20 protein-coding genes and 1 other annotated feature are annotated in these 18,584 nt (G+C 51.9%); of the genes, 3 read left to right on the top strand and 17 right to left on the bottom strand.

Annotated features, from left to right (window positions below):
* Window position 1: 1 nt before the first annotated feature.
* From JL719_RS03175 to traL, 13 genes are all read right to left on the bottom strand, one after another.
* Window positions 2-1,030 carry a TraU family protein gene (locus JL719_RS03175; RefSeq protein ID WP_033155953.1) on the bottom strand — a complete coding sequence of 343 codons (1,029 nt, stop codon included), beginning with the start codon at window positions 1,028-1,030 and terminating at the stop codon, window positions 2-4.
* Entirely contained in the window at window positions 1,027-2,226 is a 1,200-nt protein-coding gene (locus JL719_RS03170) for a TrbC family F-type conjugative pilus assembly protein (RefSeq protein WP_084153244.1), read from the bottom strand. The genes JL719_RS03175 and JL719_RS03170 overlap by 4 nt, the downstream gene beginning before the upstream one ends.
* Window positions 2,213-2,758 (bottom strand): signal peptidase I, encoded by a 546-nt coding sequence (gene lepB / locus JL719_RS03165; RefSeq protein ID WP_033155952.1) that lies wholly within the window; start codon window positions 2,756-2,758, stop codon window positions 2,213-2,215. The genes JL719_RS03170 and lepB overlap by 14 nt, the downstream gene beginning before the upstream one ends.
* Window positions 2,736-3,053, bottom strand: a complete 318-nt coding sequence (locus JL719_RS03160; RefSeq protein WP_033155951.1) for a hypothetical protein — start codon at window positions 3,051-3,053, stop codon at window positions 2,736-2,738. The genes lepB and JL719_RS03160 overlap by 23 nt, the downstream gene beginning before the upstream one ends.
* The gene (gene traC, locus JL719_RS03155; protein ID WP_033155950.1) at window positions 3,043-5,457 is read right to left on the bottom strand and encodes a type IV secretion system protein TraC; all 2,415 of its coding nucleotides are present in this window, start codon (window positions 5,455-5,457) and stop codon (window positions 3,043-3,045) included. The genes JL719_RS03160 and traC overlap by 11 nt, the downstream gene beginning before the upstream one ends.
* Window positions 5,454-5,711: an RRXRR domain-containing protein gene (locus tag JL719_RS03150; protein ID WP_033155949.1), complete on the bottom strand. Its 258-nt coding sequence runs from the start codon at window positions 5,709-5,711 to the stop codon at window positions 5,454-5,456. The genes traC and JL719_RS03150 overlap by 4 nt, the downstream gene beginning before the upstream one ends.
* A gap of 11 nt (window positions 5,712-5,722) precedes the next feature.
* A complete protein-coding gene (traA, locus tag JL719_RS03145) occupies window positions 5,723-6,022 on the bottom strand; it encodes a TraA family conjugative transfer protein (RefSeq protein WP_033155948.1) in 300 nt (99 codons plus the stop codon).
* A 131-nt stretch (window positions 6,023-6,153) separates the two neighbouring features.
* Complete coding sequence (locus JL719_RS03140; RefSeq protein ID WP_033155947.1) at window positions 6,154-6,669, bottom strand: TraV family lipoprotein; 516 nt, start codon at window positions 6,667-6,669, stop codon at window positions 6,154-6,156.
* Window positions 6,666-7,490: a DsbC family protein gene (locus JL719_RS03135; RefSeq protein WP_051669795.1), complete on the bottom strand. Its 825-nt coding sequence runs from the start codon at window positions 7,488-7,490 to the stop codon at window positions 6,666-6,668. Before JL719_RS03135 ends, JL719_RS03140 begins: the two co-directional genes overlap by 4 nt.
* Before the next feature lie 26 nt (window positions 7,491-7,516).
* A complete protein-coding gene (locus JL719_RS03130; RefSeq protein WP_033155946.1) occupies window positions 7,517-8,896 on the bottom strand; it encodes a TraB/VirB10 family protein in 1,380 nt (459 codons plus the stop codon).
* Window positions 8,896-9,873, bottom strand: a complete 978-nt coding sequence (locus JL719_RS03125) for a type-F conjugative transfer system secretin TraK (RefSeq protein WP_033155945.1) — start codon at window positions 9,871-9,873, stop codon at window positions 8,896-8,898. Before JL719_RS03125 ends, JL719_RS03130 begins: the two co-directional genes overlap by 1 nt.
* Window positions 9,870-10,481: a TraE/TraK family type IV conjugative transfer system protein gene (locus JL719_RS03120; RefSeq protein WP_033155944.1), complete on the bottom strand. Its 612-nt coding sequence runs from the start codon at window positions 10,479-10,481 to the stop codon at window positions 9,870-9,872. Before JL719_RS03120 ends, JL719_RS03125 begins: the two co-directional genes overlap by 4 nt.
* Window positions 10,478-10,759 (bottom strand): type IV conjugative transfer system protein TraL, encoded by a 282-nt coding sequence (gene traL / locus JL719_RS03115; RefSeq protein ID WP_033155943.1) that lies wholly within the window; start codon window positions 10,757-10,759, stop codon window positions 10,478-10,480. The genes JL719_RS03120 and traL overlap by 4 nt, the downstream gene beginning before the upstream one ends.
* A gap of 400 nt (window positions 10,760-11,159) precedes the next feature.
* Here traL and JL719_RS03110 point away from each other — a divergent pair, with 400 nt between their 5' ends.
* Complete coding sequence (locus tag JL719_RS03110; protein WP_129871337.1) at window positions 11,160-12,089, top strand: phage exclusion protein Lit family protein; 930 nt, start codon at window positions 11,160-11,162, stop codon at window positions 12,087-12,089.
* Between the two features lie 100 nt (window positions 12,090-12,189).
* Here JL719_RS03110 and JL719_RS03105 read toward each other — a convergent pair whose 3' ends face one another.
* The 4 genes from JL719_RS03105 to JL719_RS03090 all read right to left on the bottom strand — a co-directional run bounded on the left by JL719_RS03105 (window position 12,190) and on the right by JL719_RS03090 (window position 15,452).
* On the bottom strand, window positions 12,190-13,494 hold the full coding sequence (locus JL719_RS03105; protein ID WP_033155941.1) for a hypothetical protein: 1,305 nt from the start codon (window positions 13,492-13,494) through the stop codon (window positions 12,190-12,192).
* Between the two features lie 42 nt (window positions 13,495-13,536).
* Window positions 13,537-14,765, bottom strand: a protein-coding gene (locus tag JL719_RS03100) for an IS3 family transposase (protein ID WP_371928784.1) whose coding sequence is annotated in 2 segments (ribosomal slippage) — window positions 13,537-14,474 and window positions 14,474-14,765 — 1,230 coding nt in all. Because the reading frame shifts where the segments join, the coding sequence is not laid out codon by codon here.
* Window positions 14,365-14,481: a sequence feature (AL1L pseudoknot), on the bottom strand. It overlaps the preceding gene by 117 nt.
* A 12-nt stretch (window positions 14,766-14,777) precedes the next feature.
* The gene (locus JL719_RS03095; RefSeq protein ID WP_201799011.1) at window positions 14,778-15,194 is read right to left on the bottom strand and encodes a YHYH domain-containing protein; all 417 of its coding nucleotides are present in this window, start codon (window positions 15,192-15,194) and stop codon (window positions 14,778-14,780) included.
* A 24-nt stretch (window positions 15,195-15,218) separates the two neighbouring features.
* On the bottom strand, window positions 15,219-15,452 hold the full coding sequence (locus JL719_RS03090) for a DUF6794 domain-containing protein (protein ID WP_225892993.1): 234 nt from the start codon (window positions 15,450-15,452) through the stop codon (window positions 15,219-15,221).
* 219 nt (window positions 15,453-15,671) lie between these two features.
* Between JL719_RS03090 and yfbR the strand changes: the two genes are divergently transcribed.
* Window positions 15,672-16,208 (top strand): 5'-deoxynucleotidase, encoded by a 537-nt coding sequence (gene yfbR / locus JL719_RS03085; protein ID WP_084153243.1) that lies wholly within the window; start codon window positions 15,672-15,674, stop codon window positions 16,206-16,208.
* A gap of 82 nt (window positions 16,209-16,290) precedes the next feature.
* Window positions 16,291-18,489, top strand: coding sequence for an SF1B family DNA helicase RecD2 (gene recD2 / locus JL719_RS03080; RefSeq protein WP_033155936.1), 2,199 nt, complete (start codon window positions 16,291-16,293; stop codon window positions 18,487-18,489).
* Window positions 18,490-18,584 lie beyond the last annotated feature (95 nt).

The raw sequence follows: 18,584 nt of genomic DNA, 5'->3' as shown, positions 1-18,584 counted from the left end.
GCTATAGGCCAACACAGCAGTCTTGAAAACGCCATAAGATGTATAGATGATCTTCACCTGGCCCTGGATACGTGCGACCCGCACCCCACTTGAAGGTGGTCTCACCAATGGCGTGATTGGACTCGGTTTCGGCGACCGGATAAAACATCGATAGCCGGTATTGCGATTTCGGGATAAAGGGGTAGATATAGCCACCGCACAAAGCATCGTTGCCCGATGTTTTCCAGGCCAACCCGCGCCGATGCAATGACGCCGTCGCCCGCGTGGCCAACAAACTGGTAATTCTGGGATCGGTGCCGTAACTGGTCGGCGAAATGCCGGATAAAGGATACATATGACCCCAAGCACCGGCACACCAGAACAAGGCATCCAATGGATTGCCGGTGGCCGCCGCTGCGGCATCGGCAACACATGCGGAAATGGCCACCGGATTAGCAAACAAGGCTGTTTCCGGACTGGTGAAGAATGCCAGCAAGTCGTTGTTCCAGGTGGGATCGAGTTCTGAGACGTACAACAGATCGAAATCCCGATAGCCATCACTGTTGCAACGACCATCCCAGAACAGGTCCAGCAGGATAGTCAGAGGAAAGGCAAAATAGTGGTAATTGAAAAACGACATCTCGCTGGCATCGAAGTCGGCCTTGCCGGTGGTGGCGATCAATCGCACATTTGAAGCACTGAACTTATGCCCGCCCAGCGCAGGCGAACACCAGGGATTACGAACGATCTCGATCAACCGGGCCGGATTCCATAAGCCCATGGTCATACCGAGTTCCGGAATGTTCATGCTATCGGTACAGAAACAGAACTTCTCGTCGGTAGCGATACTCGGTACAGTGCCGCCACCCAGCGACGCCCCGGCCGCTCGAATCGGAAACAGACAGCTCCAGCAAATATCAGTGATCAGTTTGCCGGACCACAGTTCGGCGTCCGAGCACAACGGATCGACGCTATTGGTGGTGTCGGCATAAAGCGGGGTTGCCAGTGTTATCAAGCCTCCCAAAACCCAAGGGAAAACGAATCGTTTCATGATCGCTCTCCCGAAGAGACAGGCAGTTTTCGTTCATGAACCACTAAGTGGTTACCGGATTGTTCGACGATAGCCGGTACTTGCTGTAATTGAAAACGACTGCGCACATCCGGCGTCAGTAGATACACCGGTGCCTGTAACGCGGTTTCCAAACGTTGCAAGCTGTCCCACCCGGACTGGCGCGGCAGCGACGTGGCCAAATACATCACCCGAGCCTGTTTGTTCTGGCAGGACTGATGTTGAATCAGCTCAACTTGTGCCGGCACAGTGGCATCGAACACCTTCAGGCATAGGCCAAACGGTATCTTATCCAAGGGATTGACGGTTTGTCCTGCTCGGATGATCAGTTGACCATTTGGTGCCGTCAGATCGCGCGGGGCGGTGATGGTCAGATCCACGCTCCGATCACGATCGGCCTGAGCCACCGGCAGCACTTCGAATTTCTGCTGCTCCCAAAACCGAGCGATAGCTTGTTGCTGCTTTTGTTTCCAGTCGATGGCGGCCATCCGGCGTTTGATCTCTTCAAGCAAATCGATTTCAGCAATCTCGCCGACATCGCCCATCGTTCCCAAATCACCTTGTTTGCCGGCTTTAATCTGCTCGTCCAGCCAGGACAGACTGCTGACACCTCGAACGTGTAACCGAGATTTGCCTTCCTGTTCGACAACGATGTCCGGTACTGACGTTACCGACCAGCGCTGAAAACGGGTGGGGTCGATCACGATGTTGGGCAGAGGATCAATGCCTTTCAACAATCGCTTGAGATCGGCCATTAACGCCGGTAGTTTTTGACCAGGCTTTGGGCCGCGCAACACCAGCAATATGTCTTCCCGACCTGCCGATTCTTCGAAGATGCTTTTCAGTGCGGACTCACCCAGCGAGAAGGAAACAAACAACAGCGTGAGTGGCTTGTTCGAAATGGATGTCGGCTGGACGTTTTCCGATCCAGTCGATAGCGCCTCTGTTTGGATCGCTTGCGACGCTTCCAACACTTGTTGCGCCTGGCGTTTCACGTCCAACTGTTCAGATTGGCCATTCAACCAATCGGGCCTAGCCTGGCCTTCCAATGCCTGCAAAATAGCCTGAGAACGTTGCAGCCAAGCTTCTTCTGCCTGAACCGATTGCACACTGAACCAGCAAAGAAAACAGACCGCCACTTGCCGCCAACGAAATTGAGGTGGCTCAAAACAACGCATAGGCCCGTCCAATGACTTGGTGGTCGTAGACATAGCCCCAGTAACGTGAATCGAAGCTTTTGTCGGTTTGTCCGGTTACCCAATAGGCAGCGGGTGGAATGGTTTCATGACGTTTGAATTGGGTCGCGGGCCTTTTGAGTTTCTCGGTCAACGGCAACCCATCAATGACCCGTTCACCGTTGACCGTGGTGTGCTGTGGATCGACGTGAATGGTGTCGCCGGTCACGCCGGCGGCGATTTTGACGATGATCTGCCCATCCTTAAAAAAAGGCGCCATGCGTTCGGCGCGAAAGGCAATCAAATCGCCGCGCCAGATGTCCTTGTTGTGCGTGTCGATCAGGTAAATCCATTTGTCCGGCAGGCAGCGATCGACCTGGTCGTCGCCACCGATCAGAAAACGTTGGCCGATATAGCGCTCCACCGCTAACACCAGCAACAAGATCGGTACCGCCTTGAGTAGAAACTGGGCTAAACGCGGCCGAGAACGGAACCGTGGTTTAATCCTACGTTTAGCGTCCGGCTTGTCGAACATAGACATCCTCCGGAGCAGCCACCACCGCCGTCGAATCGATGACCAGATAACCCGCATCACTGAGCTTTTTGGCCTGACCTTGCCAATCCTCGACGATCTTGGCCATGTGTTCCTGGCTGGCATTGGGCGGTATCGATTGAATCAGCTTGGCGCGATCAAGGACGAACACCGGTGTAACCAGATTCAGGCGCGCCAAGGGTTGTTGTAGCTGCTGTTGTGCCGCCAGCCAACCGCCGATGCCACCCAGACAAGCAGCAATTAGCGTGGTGCTGAGCCATTGCGATTTAGGATCCATAGGTAATCTCCCTGGGTTTGCTGCTGCGGTTGTCGATGAGTTGTTGAATGGCATCACCCAAACTCAAGCCTTGCCGGCGGAGCTGCTTCAAGGCGTTGACGTCTTCGGGTTTGGTGGAGAACAGAATGCGTTTGTAAGGATCGACGATCAGTCGGCCGATGCCGGAACCCATCTCCGTGATGAAGAAAATCTCTGAATAGGCGCCGGGTAAGGTGTGCACGGTTTTTAGCAATTCATAGCCGCCATCCGACAACGGCAATCGACGATCCTGCTTCATGCCTTCGATGACTTCGGCTTTCTGGCCGAGCAAATACATATTCGCCGAATTCTCGACAATGGCGCGGCCGGCGGCATTGCGGTATAAGTCGTTCACCGACTGGGTGATGGTTACCGCCGCGCCACCGTATTTACGAAACCGCCGATAGCCGTGTTCCATAAACTTGGCGACATCGCCTTCGGTGAGCAAATCCCAGGCTTCGTCGATAATGACGATCTTGGGCCTGTTGCGTTCACCGAGATACATTTCCTGCTGGATCTGGTAAATCAGCTGCAGCAAGACCACCTGCTGCAGGTGCTTGCGGCCCTTGAGTTCTTCCAGTTCCAGGACGGTAAAGTCATTCGTGAACTTGGCGTTGTTCTTGCCGTTGAAGTAGCGACCGTATTCGCCTCGGGTGGTGAACGGAAACAACTGCTCGCCGACATCCTTCAAGCGTTGATCGGTTTCGGTACACAGGCATTTTGCAATGTCGTCCACCGACATGGATTGGGCTTTTTCAGTCCACAGTTGCTTCAATATCCGTTTGAGACCTGCGGTTTGAAAGTCGGTGAGTTTCTCGGTTGGCGCAGCCATTTGGCTGACCAAGCCGGCCAGCATGTCGGCTTCCTCCTCGAAGTTCTGCACGATCTCGAAAGGATTCATGCAAATCCCCGAACCGTGAGTGAATTTGACGAAATCGCCTTCCAGCACTTCACAGAGGTTTTCGTAAGATCGACCGACATCGATGGCCCAGATTTGTGCGCCCTCGGTCAGATAGCTAACGATGATCTCGTTGGTCAGAAAGGATTTGCCTTTGCCAGATTCGGCGGCGATACACAGGTTGTAATTGCCGGTGGTATCGAACAACGAGACCGCCATGTGTTCACCGTTGCGTGAGACGAAATTCAAAGTCGGCGTGCCGGTGCCCGCCCAATCGCCGAATAGCGGTAACAACGGAATCGCATGCCGGGTGGCCAAGGTGCGATAGCGTTTCAAATCAGTAATCGCCGAACGTTCCGGCCCAAACGGCAAACAATTCAGAAAAAACGGCAGGCAGAAATACTTGTCTTCCAACAGTTGAAAACCCAGCTCCCGAAAATACACCCGCGCATTGGAGACCGCCGCCGCTTCTTCAGCTTCGTCGCAAAACAGCAGCACGCCGAAATAGGCCCGGATTGGCCGGTCGCCGTCATGGTAGGCGTCGAATAACACGTCGAAATGGTGTTTGCGTTGGACCAACACCGGCAGGAAGTGAGCAATCGGCGTATTGACCTGGTTGGTAATGAATTGCCTAACGCCTTCTTGTTTTGACCGGGTCGATTCGGCATCCGGGTAATGCAAGGTCAGACTGAGCAAAGCATTCTGGCGGATGCCACGGGTACCGGACAGAATGTCGCCCAAATAGCTTTTGGCGCTGCCGAAGTAAAAATGATCGGGTGTGCGTTTGGCGGATAGTGTCTTGACGCGCTTATGTCCCAGCCACAGACCTTTTTCATCGAGTTCGAGGGCGTTGTCGTAATCCAGCAATTGGTCGCGGATCAGTTGGGTCGGATCGCATTCGGGTACCACCCGATCTTTCCAGCCGGCATCGGGCTGCCAGTTGAGAATCGTGTTCAGAATGCGCACATACTGATCGGCGCCCAATAGTTCCGGATACAGGCCGATGGTCGACAGCGATTGCTGCGTGGCCATTTGCAATTCGCTGGCACGACGGATGTCTTGTTCACTGGGTCTTGGATAGGCCATCGGCAATTTGACCGTGACCAGAATATGACTGCGCCGCAGGCGTGCTCCGGAGATCGCTTCCGGCGGTTTGGTGGTGCCTTGCCGCAAGAACTCGATACTGGCTTGGGTCATGGTTTTATAGGTCGGTTTTTGCTGTTTCAAACGCCGGGTTTGCATGATGGCCAGCGATTCCTCGATGTCCGGTGAGGTCCACAGTGACACTTGTAAGAGCGTTTCCGGCGGCCAGTCCTGATTCAGTAAAACGTTGACCCGAGCCGACACGCTGGCATCGGCGCCGGTCATCGGCCGGCACAGAAAGCCGAAGCCAATACTGCTATCGGCCATCAGAAACAGATGATGGTCGTATTCGTAGGCCAGTACCGTGAACAACTGATCGGCACGTTGGCGTTGCGAGTTAGTCATGGTGCGTGATCCTCTTCGTAAATTTTCTGCAAGGCTTCGGCTGGGTATTCCGGATTTAAACGAATCGTAAAGGGATGCCGGCAAACGCGAACCGCACGTTTTTTGCGTGATAACTGCCGGGCTCTGGCCGGATGGCAAGGGTTGATTGGCTGGCCGTTGACGTCTTGGACCCTGACGGTCCGCTTATCGTGTGCCAATGAAGCAAGGCGGCGGTTGCCCGCCGCAGTCTCGGTATCAATAATTGAACCGGTCATCGTGGTAAGGCCTAAATCGTGGCAGTCACGATATTGGTGATAATGGTCGGTGCCGCAAACAGGCCGACACCACTGGCAATCCCCAGCACAAAGCCCATGATGCTGCCGCGTACGACACCGGCGACCAGGCCGACGATGACGAACACGATGGCAATGATCCGACCAAGCAAGCCTTCAACCCAGCCAGTGAGCAAGGTCCAGACGGTGTTGAACTCGGTACCGCCGGTACCGGCCATGGCATCATTGGCCATCAACATAAACAATAACGATGCCAGGGCCATCAAGACCCCGCTTCGATTTGACGCTTTCATCAAAAATATCCTCATTCAGGTTAAGAGACGGTTGCCCGTCGAATCTCGGAGGGTTAGTCCGGCAGGTTTTAAGCGGTTGTCCGCTCAGTCTCGCAGGGTGTGTGGGACCTGCGGTTAAATGGGTTGCCCCATCAAGGCAATGATTTGCTCAATCCATTGACTGGACGCTCGTCGTCCCCGGTATCGACATTGGCGCGTCTCTCCGGTGGACGTTGTTCGACTTGCAGCGGGATCAACGAAGAACTGGTTGTCGAAGCCGCCTTGCCGATCATCCAACGCCTGTGTTCCAGTTCGGTGTAGACATAGTTGGACACCATCAAATCGCCGTCTGCATCTTCCCAAGGCGCGATCCAGATGCGCATGACCTGTGAGGGTGTACGAATCGGTGTGGGATCTTCGATCTTGGGCACGGGTTGCTGTAACGGTAGTGCGAGTGCCGGTGTTGAGGTTGACTCCGAACTGGGGATATTTTCCGGAGGTGCTTCGGTTATCGCCGTATTAGTGACTTGGTAAGCCTGCGTCGTCGACAGACAGCTCGGCTCGTCAGGCATGCCTTTGCAGCCGTAATCGGTGGTGGCGCAGCCGCTGAAAATGCTGATCAATAGCACGGCTAAGCCATAACGTGACATTGAAGGTAAGGCGTTCATGGCTTATTCTCCGGTGCGTTTGCGTTTTGGGCGTTTGTATCGGGCGTCGTTGCCAGACTGGATGACGGTTTCGGTTTATCCGCTAACCAATCAGCTAACGATTCCGGCGCGCCACTGTGGGTGCGTCCGTCAGGCGCAATCAGAAACGGCACACCCTTCAAATCGAATAACTTGGCGGTGACCACGGCTTTTTGCAGTGGCTCTTTGTTGCACTGCACCGGCGGTTCGGTCGGCAAGCCCGCGTAATCCTGTTTCAACAGTCGCTCGCGCACAGCGCCTTTGGCCTTGGTATCGTTGGTGCCCAATTGACACGCCAGTTGCACGACGATGTTTTGCGATTCGGGGCCGAGGATGGGGACCATCACCAGTTTGAAGGTGTATTGGTCTTGCAAGGCTTGCAGGTCTTTCATCACCTTGCCGCAATATGGGCAACGCGGATCGATGAAAACCAGCACCTGGCCTTTGCCGTGGCCGACAGTCAGGGCGCCAAGATCATCAGCCTTGAGTTTCATCCGCGACAGGTCGATGCGGTTGGCGATGCGATCGATATCCGCCAATTCCTTGATCTCCTGCTGGGTCCAGATGTCCATCAATTTGCCGCCATAAAAGGCAAAGCGACCGTTGCTGGACATAAACACCGTCTGCTCGCCGGACTTGACCATCTTCAGGCCCGAAATCGGCAAGTCTTGCATGCCGTCGATTTTGATCGACAACAGGCCGGCGGCAATATCCGAGATGGGCGGTTTTGACGGGTTGGCAGCGAAGGCAGTTGAAGTGACTAACAGTGATGCCAGCAGTAAACGGGTTTGGCGTAGAGACATAAATCGATTCCGTGTTTTAGTGAAAATCAGCTTGGGGTTTTCAACTTCAATGCCGTGCCTTTTTGCACGATGAAGTTAACCTGGCGGGTGGCATCGACCTCGATGACCGGGTAAATCTCCTCGGCCATGTCCATGTAAAAATGCGACAGCCGTTCCATGGCGTAACCGGCACCTTTCAAGGCACCACCTTCCATCGATTGCGAGGAAAAGGCGCTTTGGAACGGTGTGGTACCAGATAACGCGCCTATGCCGCCGGTCATCAGCACCGGAATCTGGTTACGACCGAAGGCATCGGAAAAGCCGCGCAGAAAACCGGCCATCATGGACTGGGCGAGTAACGCACCTTGTTTGGAGACCACCCGGCCACGCACCCCGTTTTTGCCATCTTCGCCAGTGGCATAGGCATTCATCGGCACTTCGATCACGCCACCGTCCTGGCGAACGCAGGAAAAGGTCTCACCGCGAAAGTAGGCGCGCTCAGCACTCAAATCGCCAAAGCCGGCAGCCAGCAGAAAGCACTCGCGTACATCGGCATGGAAACGGTTAGGCAGAATGGCTTCCTTCTTGATGCGAAACAGCACCGGCATGGGTTCTTTCTTGGCTTTGCGGCCAGTCGGGGCATCGAGACCATTCAACAACACCCCGGTCAAAATGCTGCCAGCCGGGATGAAAACGTCGCTGTTAGCGTGGCTTGGCTGCGACTGGCCGTGAGTGTTGGTCGGCGCGGCGTCTTTGTCTTTGCCATTAGACTGCTCAGTGCCTTCCTGGATGACGCGAATCTGCATCGCCGCCGGCGCTGGGCTATTGGCGCGTCCTCCCGAGACACCGGCATTGCCAGATGTCGGTCCGGGCACAGCAGCTTGCTCGAAGACGCGGTTGAGATCGTCCTGGCCGTTGTCGAATGGAGGGTTGTTTGGGCGGCGGTTTGACGGTCTTCCGAGTGCAGATGGTTCTAGGGTGGATTGAGTGACCTCGCCTGGGATGCCGGTCGTTGACGGTGTGGACGCTTTGTTCTTCAGCGACTCGACTTCACCTGTGACGGCTTGCAGTTTGGCTTCATAGGTTTCACGCTCAGCGGTGGTCCATTGTTTGAAGCGGATTTCGTCGGATTGCTGCTCACGGCGTTGCTGTTCTTCGATCGCTGCCAGCCGGCGGGCTTGTTCGTCGTTTTTCTGCAGCAGATCGCGTAATTGCGCGGAAATGCCGTCGATTCCCAGCGAGCGTGGATCGCTATCGGTCAGGATGTGTTGGATGGTGGCCTGTTTGCTGAGCGGCTTGCTGACTTCCGGGGTGACAGTGGCTAACGCGATGATGACGGCCAACAGCACGGTACCGATGCTGCCGACGGCCAGATTGCGTTTGGCTGTCGGACTCAAGCGTGTCCACCAGGTATCGACGCTGGCCATCAGGGTTGGCCTCCGCCCAGTAATGAAGGACGCAAACTGTTTGACGCTTCAGGCGCTTGTCGGACCACGACATACAATTCGGTGGCTTCCTGCGGTTTCAACACCACGTTGGGCCAGACTGAAATTGCCAGTACGTCCTGCTGAGTTGTTGCACAACTACGTTCGTCGAATTCAAGTATGTCGCCGCCGGTGTTCTTGGCAAGCCCCACCAGAATCAGCTGATCCTGGCCTTCAAGGACTTGGCCGGTTTTAATCTGCACGCGGTCTTGCAGGCAGCGAATCTGCTCCTGCGGCTTGGGTTCGCGTAGCGAATAACCGGCTGGGGTCTTTTGCAAACCCAAATCCCGAAACAAGGTTTTCAGTTGGCTGATGTAGGCTTGTTCCTGTTGGCTAGTGGCTCGACTCGTGGCATCGGCGCGTTGCCATTGGTTCAGTAATTGGTAGCTGTCCTTGTCCAGATCAAGGTGAATTTCCCGCGCCGGAATGCGTTTGGGGATCAGTGTGAGCGACAGGGCGATGTCCTGGTTGTCGCCTGGGGTGATGTATAAGGTGACCGGCGTTTCGTCGGCGGTGGCGACGTAGACGATTTTGCCTTTGGTACTGGTGGTGGCCTGGCTGGTGGTCGTAACCACCGGATGTTCGAACGGTGTGACCAGACGATTCAAGTGGCCGACCGCAATCGGCATCAGTTCGTTGATGCCGGGTTTAACCGCGATATGCTGGGGACCGATTGATGTGTTTGATGCTGCGTTTGACGCTGCCGCTTGCTGTTTGGCGGCTTTCAAGACGCTGGCATCAACCGGCGGTAACTCGATACCTAAGTCGGGCTGAGACGGTACAACGGGTTGTGATGGCAATGAGGATGACTCTTCGGCCACGCTGGTGACCGGTGGTAATACCGTCACCGGTAAATCATCGCTGGCCCAAGCGCCATTGGCGAGGGAAAGGAATAACCAGGGGTGCAACAATCGTTTCATGGTTTAGCCTCATGCGGTTGGCCTTGAGTGGCTTGCAAACGGGCCAGGGTTCTGGGGGAATCCGGATACACGTCGATGTATTCCAGGCGGGGCCGATAATTTTTGATGGCGATGATGAATTCGTAGGTACGGAGCTTTACGTCCGGTTTGGAACTGGGGCCCTGGCTTTTCAGTTCGCCGCTGACGAAGACTTTGTTGGTCTCGGCTTCGTAGTCGACGTGACGCGGGGTGAAACTGATCGCGACCCGATCCATTTTGATAGCCTTGATTTGATCGCTCATGGCATCCAGGACACTGCGGTAAATATCCGGCGCCAATAGCGGCTCGACGGCGGTTTTCAAAAAATCGGCATTGGCTGGAGTGGTGTTGCCAAGGAGTTCAGCCAGGAACAAGCCCCAGGACTCTTTGAACTCGCTGGATGCCTGACTGCGTGTGACCTCGACTTCCTGTGTCAAGCTCGGCGGTACCAGGATGATGCTGCGTTCGGTGCGCCAAGCGGCCAGCGAAGTGATCACGCAAATCACCAGCAAGCCAATGATGATGACGCGGCTAAACCGGTTCTCGGTCTCGTGGCCGTCCCAGGTTTGCAGAAAATCCGACCATCTCATGGCAGGAACCTGCGGATGTAGGGATTAGGGATGGTCTGCGCACGACTGGGCAACAAACCCAGCCAATACAACGCATGCAAGGTATAACCGTCAGGCCGGTTATCGCGGAATCGCCGGTAAAACTTGACCGCAATCAACCCGAGCGCTAAGCCTGGAATGAACTGATCGATCAACATGCCGGTCAGCATGCTCACCATGAAGGGTACGATCTCGTCCGCACTCCACAATAAAATGTGGATCGGATCGTCGATCGATTGGGGGATGGCAACGGGTTCCATAATGACCTCCGGTTGGGATGGTCATTATTGTGAAGAGAATTTTCGGGAGGTCGTTTTCGAAATCGCGATAATTATTGCGATTTCGTTAATTGGGCAAAAAAAGTTTGAAATTTGCATTGGCTTTGTTCTGTTCGAGATCCAACGCGATCGGCCACAAACGGACATCCATTCGTAGTTTCCGAATGAGCGAAAACCGTGTGATTGCGGACTTTAAAGTCCGCAATCACACGGTTTAAATACTATCGAATGGTTGAATTCAATCAATTGTTCAGCTAATGCGCCAATAGTGACGGTCACGTAGAATGATCGTTACAAGTACCATCTGATTCTCATGGTGCCTTCCTCACTAGGAACGCTTATTGCCCTATTTATAAACTATTTTTGAAATTTGATAAACAACATGAGTAACTTCGAACAAAAACAAGAAGAATTTAAGCAATGTTTTATTGAACTTATGAAGGGCGCAGTTCCTGAGCGAACAGATGAAATATTAAAGCATTGGGAGCATTACAATCCAAAGATGGTCATAAAAAATGGCAATAAACTAACTCTAGAAGCAACGCGCGATGAGATTAGAGTTGACTTAAAAATAATTGATGTATTTTGGTTGATTGGTTTTTCAGGTTGGAAAGCGATTGAAACTTATATCCCATCAGTCATGACTGCCTCTTTATTTAATAATCGCATATTGGATGAACTAAAAAACGACGAGGAGCTAGATGTTGTAGAGCGAACTTATAAAGAAAGAATAAAAGCCGCTGAACAGTTTATTGAAGGCAATAGTTCTATAGAAGATATTTGGCCGCCAGACATTCCAAAAATAACATCACATGATGACGGTATTGATGACGTTGAATATAAAGCTGCATATGATTTAACAGTTTCAGCTCTAGGATTTGCATTATTCCACGAATTCCGTCATGTAATGCTTGATCAAGATAGAGAACGGCATAATGTGCGAGCAGAAGAAGAGATGGCCTGCGATGTATGGGCTAGAGAGTTTATAACGGCCAAAATTGCAACCTACGCAAGCTCTAAATCTTTAGATTATCAAACTGTCTTACAAAGACGGTCCATGTCATTCGTTTTAGCGGTTCTCATACTACATGAAATAACCCCGGTATGGGATCGTGGTGGTAACTGTGATTATTTCTCCGTGGCTGAACGCATAAAGTCTATTATTTTTAATACGCAACTTGAAGATAACAGCCACTTTTGGAATTTTGCGGCAGCAGTTCTGATTGGCATATGCAGAATGAAACACATTTCATTTAATCCTGAGCCAATGTGCGCCAAGGAATTGACCATGTTTTTAGTAGAATTGGTTTAAAAGTCAGCCTCGAATATCATCTATTTTCAGCAATTTGGAGACTATTTCCAATGTCAGATTTGCCTTAAATTCGGTATTTTATATACATAGGTGGCTGTAATTATGGAGTTGGTCGCAACCAATGAACAGGCACGTTGTTAGCCTCAGTATCGTCATTTTTCATCACGATTGCAGAATTATTTGGTATTGGTTCAAGACCAAACTGATCAATTCGATTAAAGAAGTACACCGTTTCATCGATAATCCAACAATCAGATGGAGGAGCATAAGACTGAAATAAATGGCAATATACCCATCGGAGGTCTTTACCCCGTGAATCGAACTCGCAAACAGATTTAAATATTCGTTTATAGCGTTCAATTTCAACCAGGTCGCCGTCAAGCGTTTCTAGGCCTACATGCACGACTCCAGGTTTGTTTTCTGGAAGTTGACTAACAGCTTCGGCAAGGTGTCCTCGAATATCTCTCGCCTTCCGCTCTACTGCTCGTTCGGCGTCGCAGCTCCAATAAGCAGCTACAGCAAAAGACACCTCATCAAGAAAACGGTTATTCCCGATTCCACCGCCTAATCGTTTGAACCGTCCCTTGACTAGATGTGTGAATCCTCGGTTCGGTTCACGTCTTCCACCAATCAATTCGATTATTTGATCCGATGGGTATTTAACCAAATAATGCGATAAATGCTCTCTAATTGAATCATAGTCAATTGGAGCAACTGATACATCCCAGATTTCGTTTGAAATAATAGTGCACGGTGGATTAACCAATGCAAGTTTTCCACATAATTCCTTGACAAGAAAATCATCTGGGAGTGAATTAAGTTCAACATGAAAGACAACATCTAAAACTACATCGTATTGTCCGTCGTATAGAATGTCCCGAGCTCTCGACCACATTCTCAACCATTTTTGCCTTTCATTTTGACTGTATTCGGAGCTTTTATTTAGTCGTTTACATTCAATATACCAGGTGTTTTTACCGATTGACGCTTTAAGATCGGGTTGCTTTTGAGGTGGGGCTTCGTTAAGAAATTCAACATCACTTGCTCCGTTTCGTTTCCAGATCAAACCAACTAGAAGCTCAAATAATGCTCCATCTGGTTGTTGTTTCTCCTTTGTCAGCATCCGTACAACTCGATCACCGATGTGTTTTATGTCCTTAAGTTGATCAAGGTCGGCTCCAAGTCGTTTAAATATGGGAACTATCCGAGCGCCTTGAGTTGGCTCATACTTCACTGGATTATGAAGTACAGTATCAATCAAATATAAATACCAGCCGATACGATCATCAATTACTGAATTGGATTTATATAGGGAGGCTGTTTCTCGTGATGTATGAGGTGTCAGGTTTCCCTCTAGCTGGGCTTCAATTTGTTCATTCCTTCGCCGCCATTCGGCGTTATCCAAATATGAACCGCCCCGGAATTATCGGAGGCTTTAGGTTGTGAGTCATGCTGCCTTAGCAGACTCGGTTAGTTGCTGATAATACCTGGCCTCTGCTTCGGCCGGAGGGATATTACCAATAGGCCCTAGCAAACGTCGATGATTGAACCAATCAACCCAGGTCAAAGTGGCCAGTTCGACGGCTTCGCGATTTTTCCACGACTGTTTGTGAATCCGCTCGGCTTTATACAAACCATTGATGGTTTCGGCCAAGGCGTTGTCATAAGAGTCGCCCACGCTACCGACCGAAGCTTCAACGCCTGCCTCGGCTAATCGCTCGCTATAGCGGATCGAAACGTACTGCACGCCCCGATCACTATGGTGAATCAAGCTACCATCCCGCGCGGGTTGCCGGTCATGTAACGCCTGTTCCAACGCATCCAGCACAAAGTCGGTGTGCGCTGATGATGACACTTTCCAGCCGACGATGTAGCGGGCAAACACATCGATCACGAAGGCCACATAAACAAAGCCCTGCCATGTTTTGACATAGGTGAAGTCCGCTACCCACAAGGCATTCGGTCGCTCGGCGCTGAACTGCCGATTGACGCGATCCAAGGGGCAAGCCGCGTTGGCGTCGCTGATCGTGGTCTTGATGGTTTTGCCTCGCATGACACCTTTCAAGCCCAGGCTGCGCATCAGGCGTTCCACCGTGCAACGGGCCACGGCTAAGCCTTCGCGCTGCAACTGAATCCAGACTTTACGAGCGCCATAGTTTTGGAAGCTTTCCTCCCAGACACGGCGAATCTGTTGACTCAACGCCTCGTCCTGCTTGGCTCGGGTAGAGCGTAACTCGGGATTGGCTTGGCGCGCCGCATGCAGGTAATACGTCGACGGGGCAATCGGCAAGACCTTGCAGATCGGCTCGACCCCATAGACAACACGATGGTCGTCAATGAACGCTTTCATCGTTTGGACGGGCGGTCGAGCTCCGCCTGTGCAAAATACGCCGACGCCTTGCGCAGAATCTCGTTGGCCTGGCGTAACTCACGGACTTCGCGCTCCAACGCCTTGATCCGCTCCGAGTCGCTGTCGATCGGCTCTTTCGGTTTTACGCCGGCCGTTTGCGACAGCCGCAGCCAGCGACGTAAGGTCTCAGCTGTACAGCCAAACTTGGCCGACATCGATTGAATCGCTGCCCATTCGGACGGGTATTCGTCTTGATGATCTCGCACCATACGAACGGCTCGTTCTCGAATTTCCGATGAATAATGCTTGGTCGTTTTCTCTTTCATTGCTCCATTCTCTCAAAGGTTGGAGCCTCCGAGAAAATCGGGGCGGTTCAGTTGGCACGCTGCTGGTGTACCTGGATCCACCTCGAAATGATCGTAGCGCTTTACGTTGCCATTGTCTCGCTGGGCGGTATAGCGAAATCGGATAGCGGCTCGTTCTTTGCAATCAATCCAAAGGGTGAATCCTTCGTAATCAAGCTTCAGAAGCTCATTCGACTCCATGCTGGCTTGCACTTGAGCAGGTGGCTGTGCTGTTTGACTGGGTAGCACGACCGATTCCACTTTTGCCTTGATGCGATCATCATGGCAGTGGTATTCACTCGTCTTTCGATGGGTATGGCAACCTTCGGTATTAACCTTTCCGGGGTGAGCATGCGCACTGCTCCAGCAGAGAGCGATAAAAAATCCAAAGGTAAGGCGTAACGCAGACAATCTGTTGATCCGTAGAGTGGTTGTTTACTGTAGACGTTGCCACAGAGCATGAATGATGAACAGTGCAGCGTCATCAGGATGGGATGTGGCACATTCAGGCAGTAACGGATTATCCGGATTATGAAGCTCGAAGGCATTTCGAATCGCCAGTCCAAGCCCGAAATGCAGGTCTATCAGGTTGTTCGGTTCCATTGCCGCTATTGTCAGCTGGTCCTTCTCTTCCAGAACCAGTAACAACCGCGCGACAGCTTCCGTCACAGTAACTGGTGAATGTAAAACGTCACGGTGCATTGATGACCAATTATTGCCCAATTTGATAAGCCTTTTAGTAAAACAGCGGGTTAGATGAACTAACCCTATATTTTAAACAATGTTATCCACAGAATTTGGGGATAACGATTCAGCGGCAGTAAGATTAAGGCTATTGCGCTGCAGTGTTTTAATCTGCTTTGAACAAACTTAGGATTTCTTAACCCCATGTCACCATCGATTAGTTCGAATTTTTATGCTTACCTTTCGCGCTTAAGATGGATTAAACGCTGGGGACTGAAACGCAACGCCCATGAAGAAAATGTCATGGAGCACAGCTGGGAAGTGGCTGTCATTGCCCATACCTTGGCGCTCATCAAAAACCGCTATTTTGAAGGTCAAGTTGATGCCAATGCCGTTGCAACCGCAGCCCTTTACCATGACATCACTGAAGTCATTACCGGTGATATGCCCACACCCATCAAATACCATTCGTCAGCAATTCTCAGTGCCTACAAGCAAATCGAGCAGCAAGCGGAACAAGAGTTATTGAATCTACTGCCTGAAGCATTACAACCCGATTTCCGGGTTTTGATCGATCACCAGCAAATGTCTGAAGCTCATCAGAAAATCATCAAAGCGGCTGACAAGATATCCGCCTACCTGAAATGCCAGGCCGAATTGAAAGCCGGCAATGCTGAATTTGAAATAGCTGCCGAACAACTTGAACGGGATATTGAAGCAATGGATCAGCCTGAGGTCTGATTTTTTATGCTGTCCTTCGCGCCTAACTGCGGCCTGACACTCGATGACTTGATGAAAAAACGCTAGGGATAGCGAATTCAGCATGGATTTCCAACCCAGCCCATCACATTCTGCCGACAACCCCGTTGAGAAACTACACGGCTCCATCGAGCGCGTCACGTTCCATAGCGAGGCCTCGGGATTTTGCGTGTTACGGGTCAAGGTCAAAGGTTATCGTGAACTGATTACCGTGATCGGTTCGGCCGCTAGTGTCACAGCGGGTGAATACATCGAATGCCTGGGTTGCTGGGTCAATGATCGCCAGCATGGTCAGCAATTCAAAACCATCTCGTTAAAAATTGTGCCTCCGACCACGTTGGACGGCATCGAAAAATACCTGGGTTCCGGCATGGTCAAAGGCATTGGCCCCCATTTTGCCAAAAAGCTGGTCAAAGCCTTCGGTGAGCTGGTGTTCGATGTGATTGAGCAAACACCCGAGCGTCTGTTGGAATTACCGGGGATTGGTAAGAAACGCCAGGAGCGTGTGACCAGTGCCTGGGCTGAACAGAAAGTGATTCGGGAGATCATGGTTTTTCTGCAATCCCATGGCGTCGGTACCTCGCGTTCGGTGCGCATTTACAAAACCTACGGTGATCAGGCCATCGAGAAAGTGCGCGAAAATCCCTATCGCCTGGCACTGGATATTCACGGCATCGGCTTTAAGACGGCTGACACGCTGGCCCAGAAGCTAGGCATCGGCCCGCAATCCCTGCTGCGAGCGCAAGCGGGTGTCCGGCATGTCTTGCAGGAATGGTCCGGCGAAGGCCACTGCGCTGCGATTCGCAGCAATCTGTGCGAAATGGCGGCGAAGCTACTGGAAATTCCATTGCCGATTATCGATCAAGCGATCGCGGCAGAATTAACCGAAGGCAATTTGATCGCCGAAATCGACGGCAGCGACGAATTCATTTTTCTGACGCCTTTACACCGTGCTGAAATAGGTTGTGCCGTCCATCTGAACCGATTAAATCAAGGTGATGCGACATGGGGTGTGATTGACGCGGATAAAGCCATTCCTTGGGTTGAAGGGCAAACTGGCATGACCTTGTCGCAGTCGCAAGCTGCAGCAGTTCGGCTGGTACTCCAGCATAAAGTCTCGGTGATCACTGGCGGCCCCGGTGTCGGTAAAACCACGCTGGTCAACAGTCTGCTCAAGATTCTCAAAGCCAAACGGGTGCGGATCGGTTTGTGCGCGCCGACGGGACGTGCGGCAAAACGCCTGACCGAATCGACCGGCATGGAAGCGAAAACCGTTCATCGTCTACTGGAGTTCGATCCGACTCAGTTTGCCTTCAAGCATAACGACGAAAACCCGCTAGACCTCGATTGCTTGGTGATCGATGAGTCGTCGATGATGGACGTGGTGCTGATGAATCAGTTGTTAAAAGCCATACCGACCGAAGCCGCAGTTTTAATCGTCGGTGATGTTGACCAATTACCTTCAGTCGGCCCCGGATCGGTGCTGGCCGACATCATTGATTCCGGGCAAATTGCCACCGTGCGTCTGACCGAGATTTTCCGCCAGGCCAGTACATCGAAGATCATCACCAATGCGCACCGGATTAACCAGGGGCAAATGCCTGTGGTGGATAAAACTGAAAGCCTCAGCGACTTTTATTGCCTCTACGCCGAAACACCTGAGGAGATTTTCGCTAAATTGATGCAAGTCGTCCTCGAACGTATTCCGCAGCGCTTCAACTTTCATCCGGTCAACGACGTGCAAATCCTAACGCCCATGAATCGAGGTGGCCTGGGCGCGCGGTCGTTGAACATCGAATTGCAAGCCCGGCTCAATGGTCACAGCGAACCGAAGATTACCCGTTTCGGTAATACCTATGCGCCCGGTGACAAGGTGATTCAGCGGATCAACAACTACGATAAGGAAGTCTTCAATGGCGACATTGGCTTCATCAAAGCCATTGATCTTGAGGAAAGCCAGATCAAGATCTTATTCGACGATCGGGAGGTCGACTACGAATTCAGCGATCTGGACGAAATTACACTGGCTTATGCCAGCAGCGTGCACAAATCGCAAGGCTCCGAATATCCCGTGGTGGTGATTCCGATGGCCATGCAGCACTTTATGCTGCTCGAACGCAATCTGCTGTATACCGGCGTCACGCGTGGAAAACAATTGGTCGTGGTAATTGCCCAGCCCAAAGCGTTAGCCATGGCTGTGAAAAATCAACAATCACAACGCAGGATCACTCATTTGGCGGCTAGACTTAACGAGAAAACGTGAATATTGTTACGGCTGTATTCGTCGAGCGGCCAATTTCTGACCTTCGGGGGTTGGTTTCTTAATGACCGATTTATATAGCGGAAACTGCTCGCTTA

The sequence above is a fragment of the Methylomonas sp. LW13 genome (assembly GCF_016865255.1).
Taxonomy (GTDB): domain Bacteria; phylum Pseudomonadota; class Gammaproteobacteria; order Methylococcales; family Methylomonadaceae; genus Methylomonas.
Note: the sequence above shows the minus strand (reverse complement) of the source record. Positions and strands in the feature narration are given on the sequence as shown.

Excerpts from the sequence above, each read along its gene's own strand:
- recD2 (WP_033155936.1), top strand. The coding sequence starts at position 16,291 with ATGGATTTCCAACCCAGCCCATCACATTCTGCCGACAACCCCGTTGAG.
- traL (WP_033155943.1), bottom strand. The coding sequence starts at position 10,759 with ATGGAACCCGTTGCCATCCCCCAATCGATCGACGATCCGATCCACATT.
- traC (WP_033155950.1), bottom strand. The coding sequence starts at position 5,457 with ATGACTAACTCGCAACGCCAACGTGCCGATCAGTTGTTCACGGTACTG.
- JL719_RS03130 (WP_033155946.1), bottom strand. The coding sequence starts at position 8,896 with ATGGCCAGCGTCGATACCTGGTGGACACGCTTGAGTCCGACAGCCAAA.
- traA (WP_033155948.1), bottom strand. The coding sequence starts at position 6,022 with ATGAAAGCGTCAAATCGAAGCGGGGTCTTGATGGCCCTGGCATCGTTA.
- JL719_RS03120 (WP_033155944.1), bottom strand. The coding sequence starts at position 10,481 with ATGAGATGGTCGGATTTTCTGCAAACCTGGGACGGCCACGAGACCGAG.
- JL719_RS03110 (WP_129871337.1), top strand. The coding sequence starts at position 11,160 with ATGAGTAACTTCGAACAAAAACAAGAAGAATTTAAGCAATGTTTTATT.
- JL719_RS03140 (WP_033155947.1), bottom strand. The coding sequence starts at position 6,669 with ATGAACGCCTTACCTTCAATGTCACGTTATGGCTTAGCCGTGCTATTG.
- JL719_RS03150 (WP_033155949.1), bottom strand. The coding sequence starts at position 5,711 with ATGACCGGTTCAATTATTGATACCGAGACTGCGGCGGGCAACCGCCGC.
- lepB (WP_033155952.1), bottom strand. The coding sequence starts at position 2,758 with ATGTTCGACAAGCCGGACGCTAAACGTAGGATTAAACCACGGTTCCGT.
- JL719_RS03135 (WP_051669795.1), bottom strand. The coding sequence starts at position 7,490 with ATGTCTCTACGCCAAACCCGTTTACTGCTGGCATCACTGTTAGTCACT.
- JL719_RS03125 (WP_033155945.1), bottom strand. The coding sequence starts at position 9,873 with ATGAAACGATTGTTGCACCCCTGGTTATTCCTTTCCCTCGCCAATGGC.
- yfbR (WP_084153243.1), top strand. The coding sequence starts at position 15,672 with ATGTCACCATCGATTAGTTCGAATTTTTATGCTTACCTTTCGCGCTTA.
- JL719_RS03160 (WP_033155951.1), bottom strand. The coding sequence starts at position 3,053 with ATGGATCCTAAATCGCAATGGCTCAGCACCACGCTAATTGCTGCTTGT.
- JL719_RS03170 (WP_084153244.1), bottom strand. The coding sequence starts at position 2,226 with ATGCGTTGTTTTGAGCCACCTCAATTTCGTTGGCGGCAAGTGGCGGTC.
- JL719_RS03175 (WP_033155953.1), bottom strand. The coding sequence starts at position 1,030 with ATGAAACGATTCGTTTTCCCTTGGGTTTTGGGAGGCTTGATAACACTG.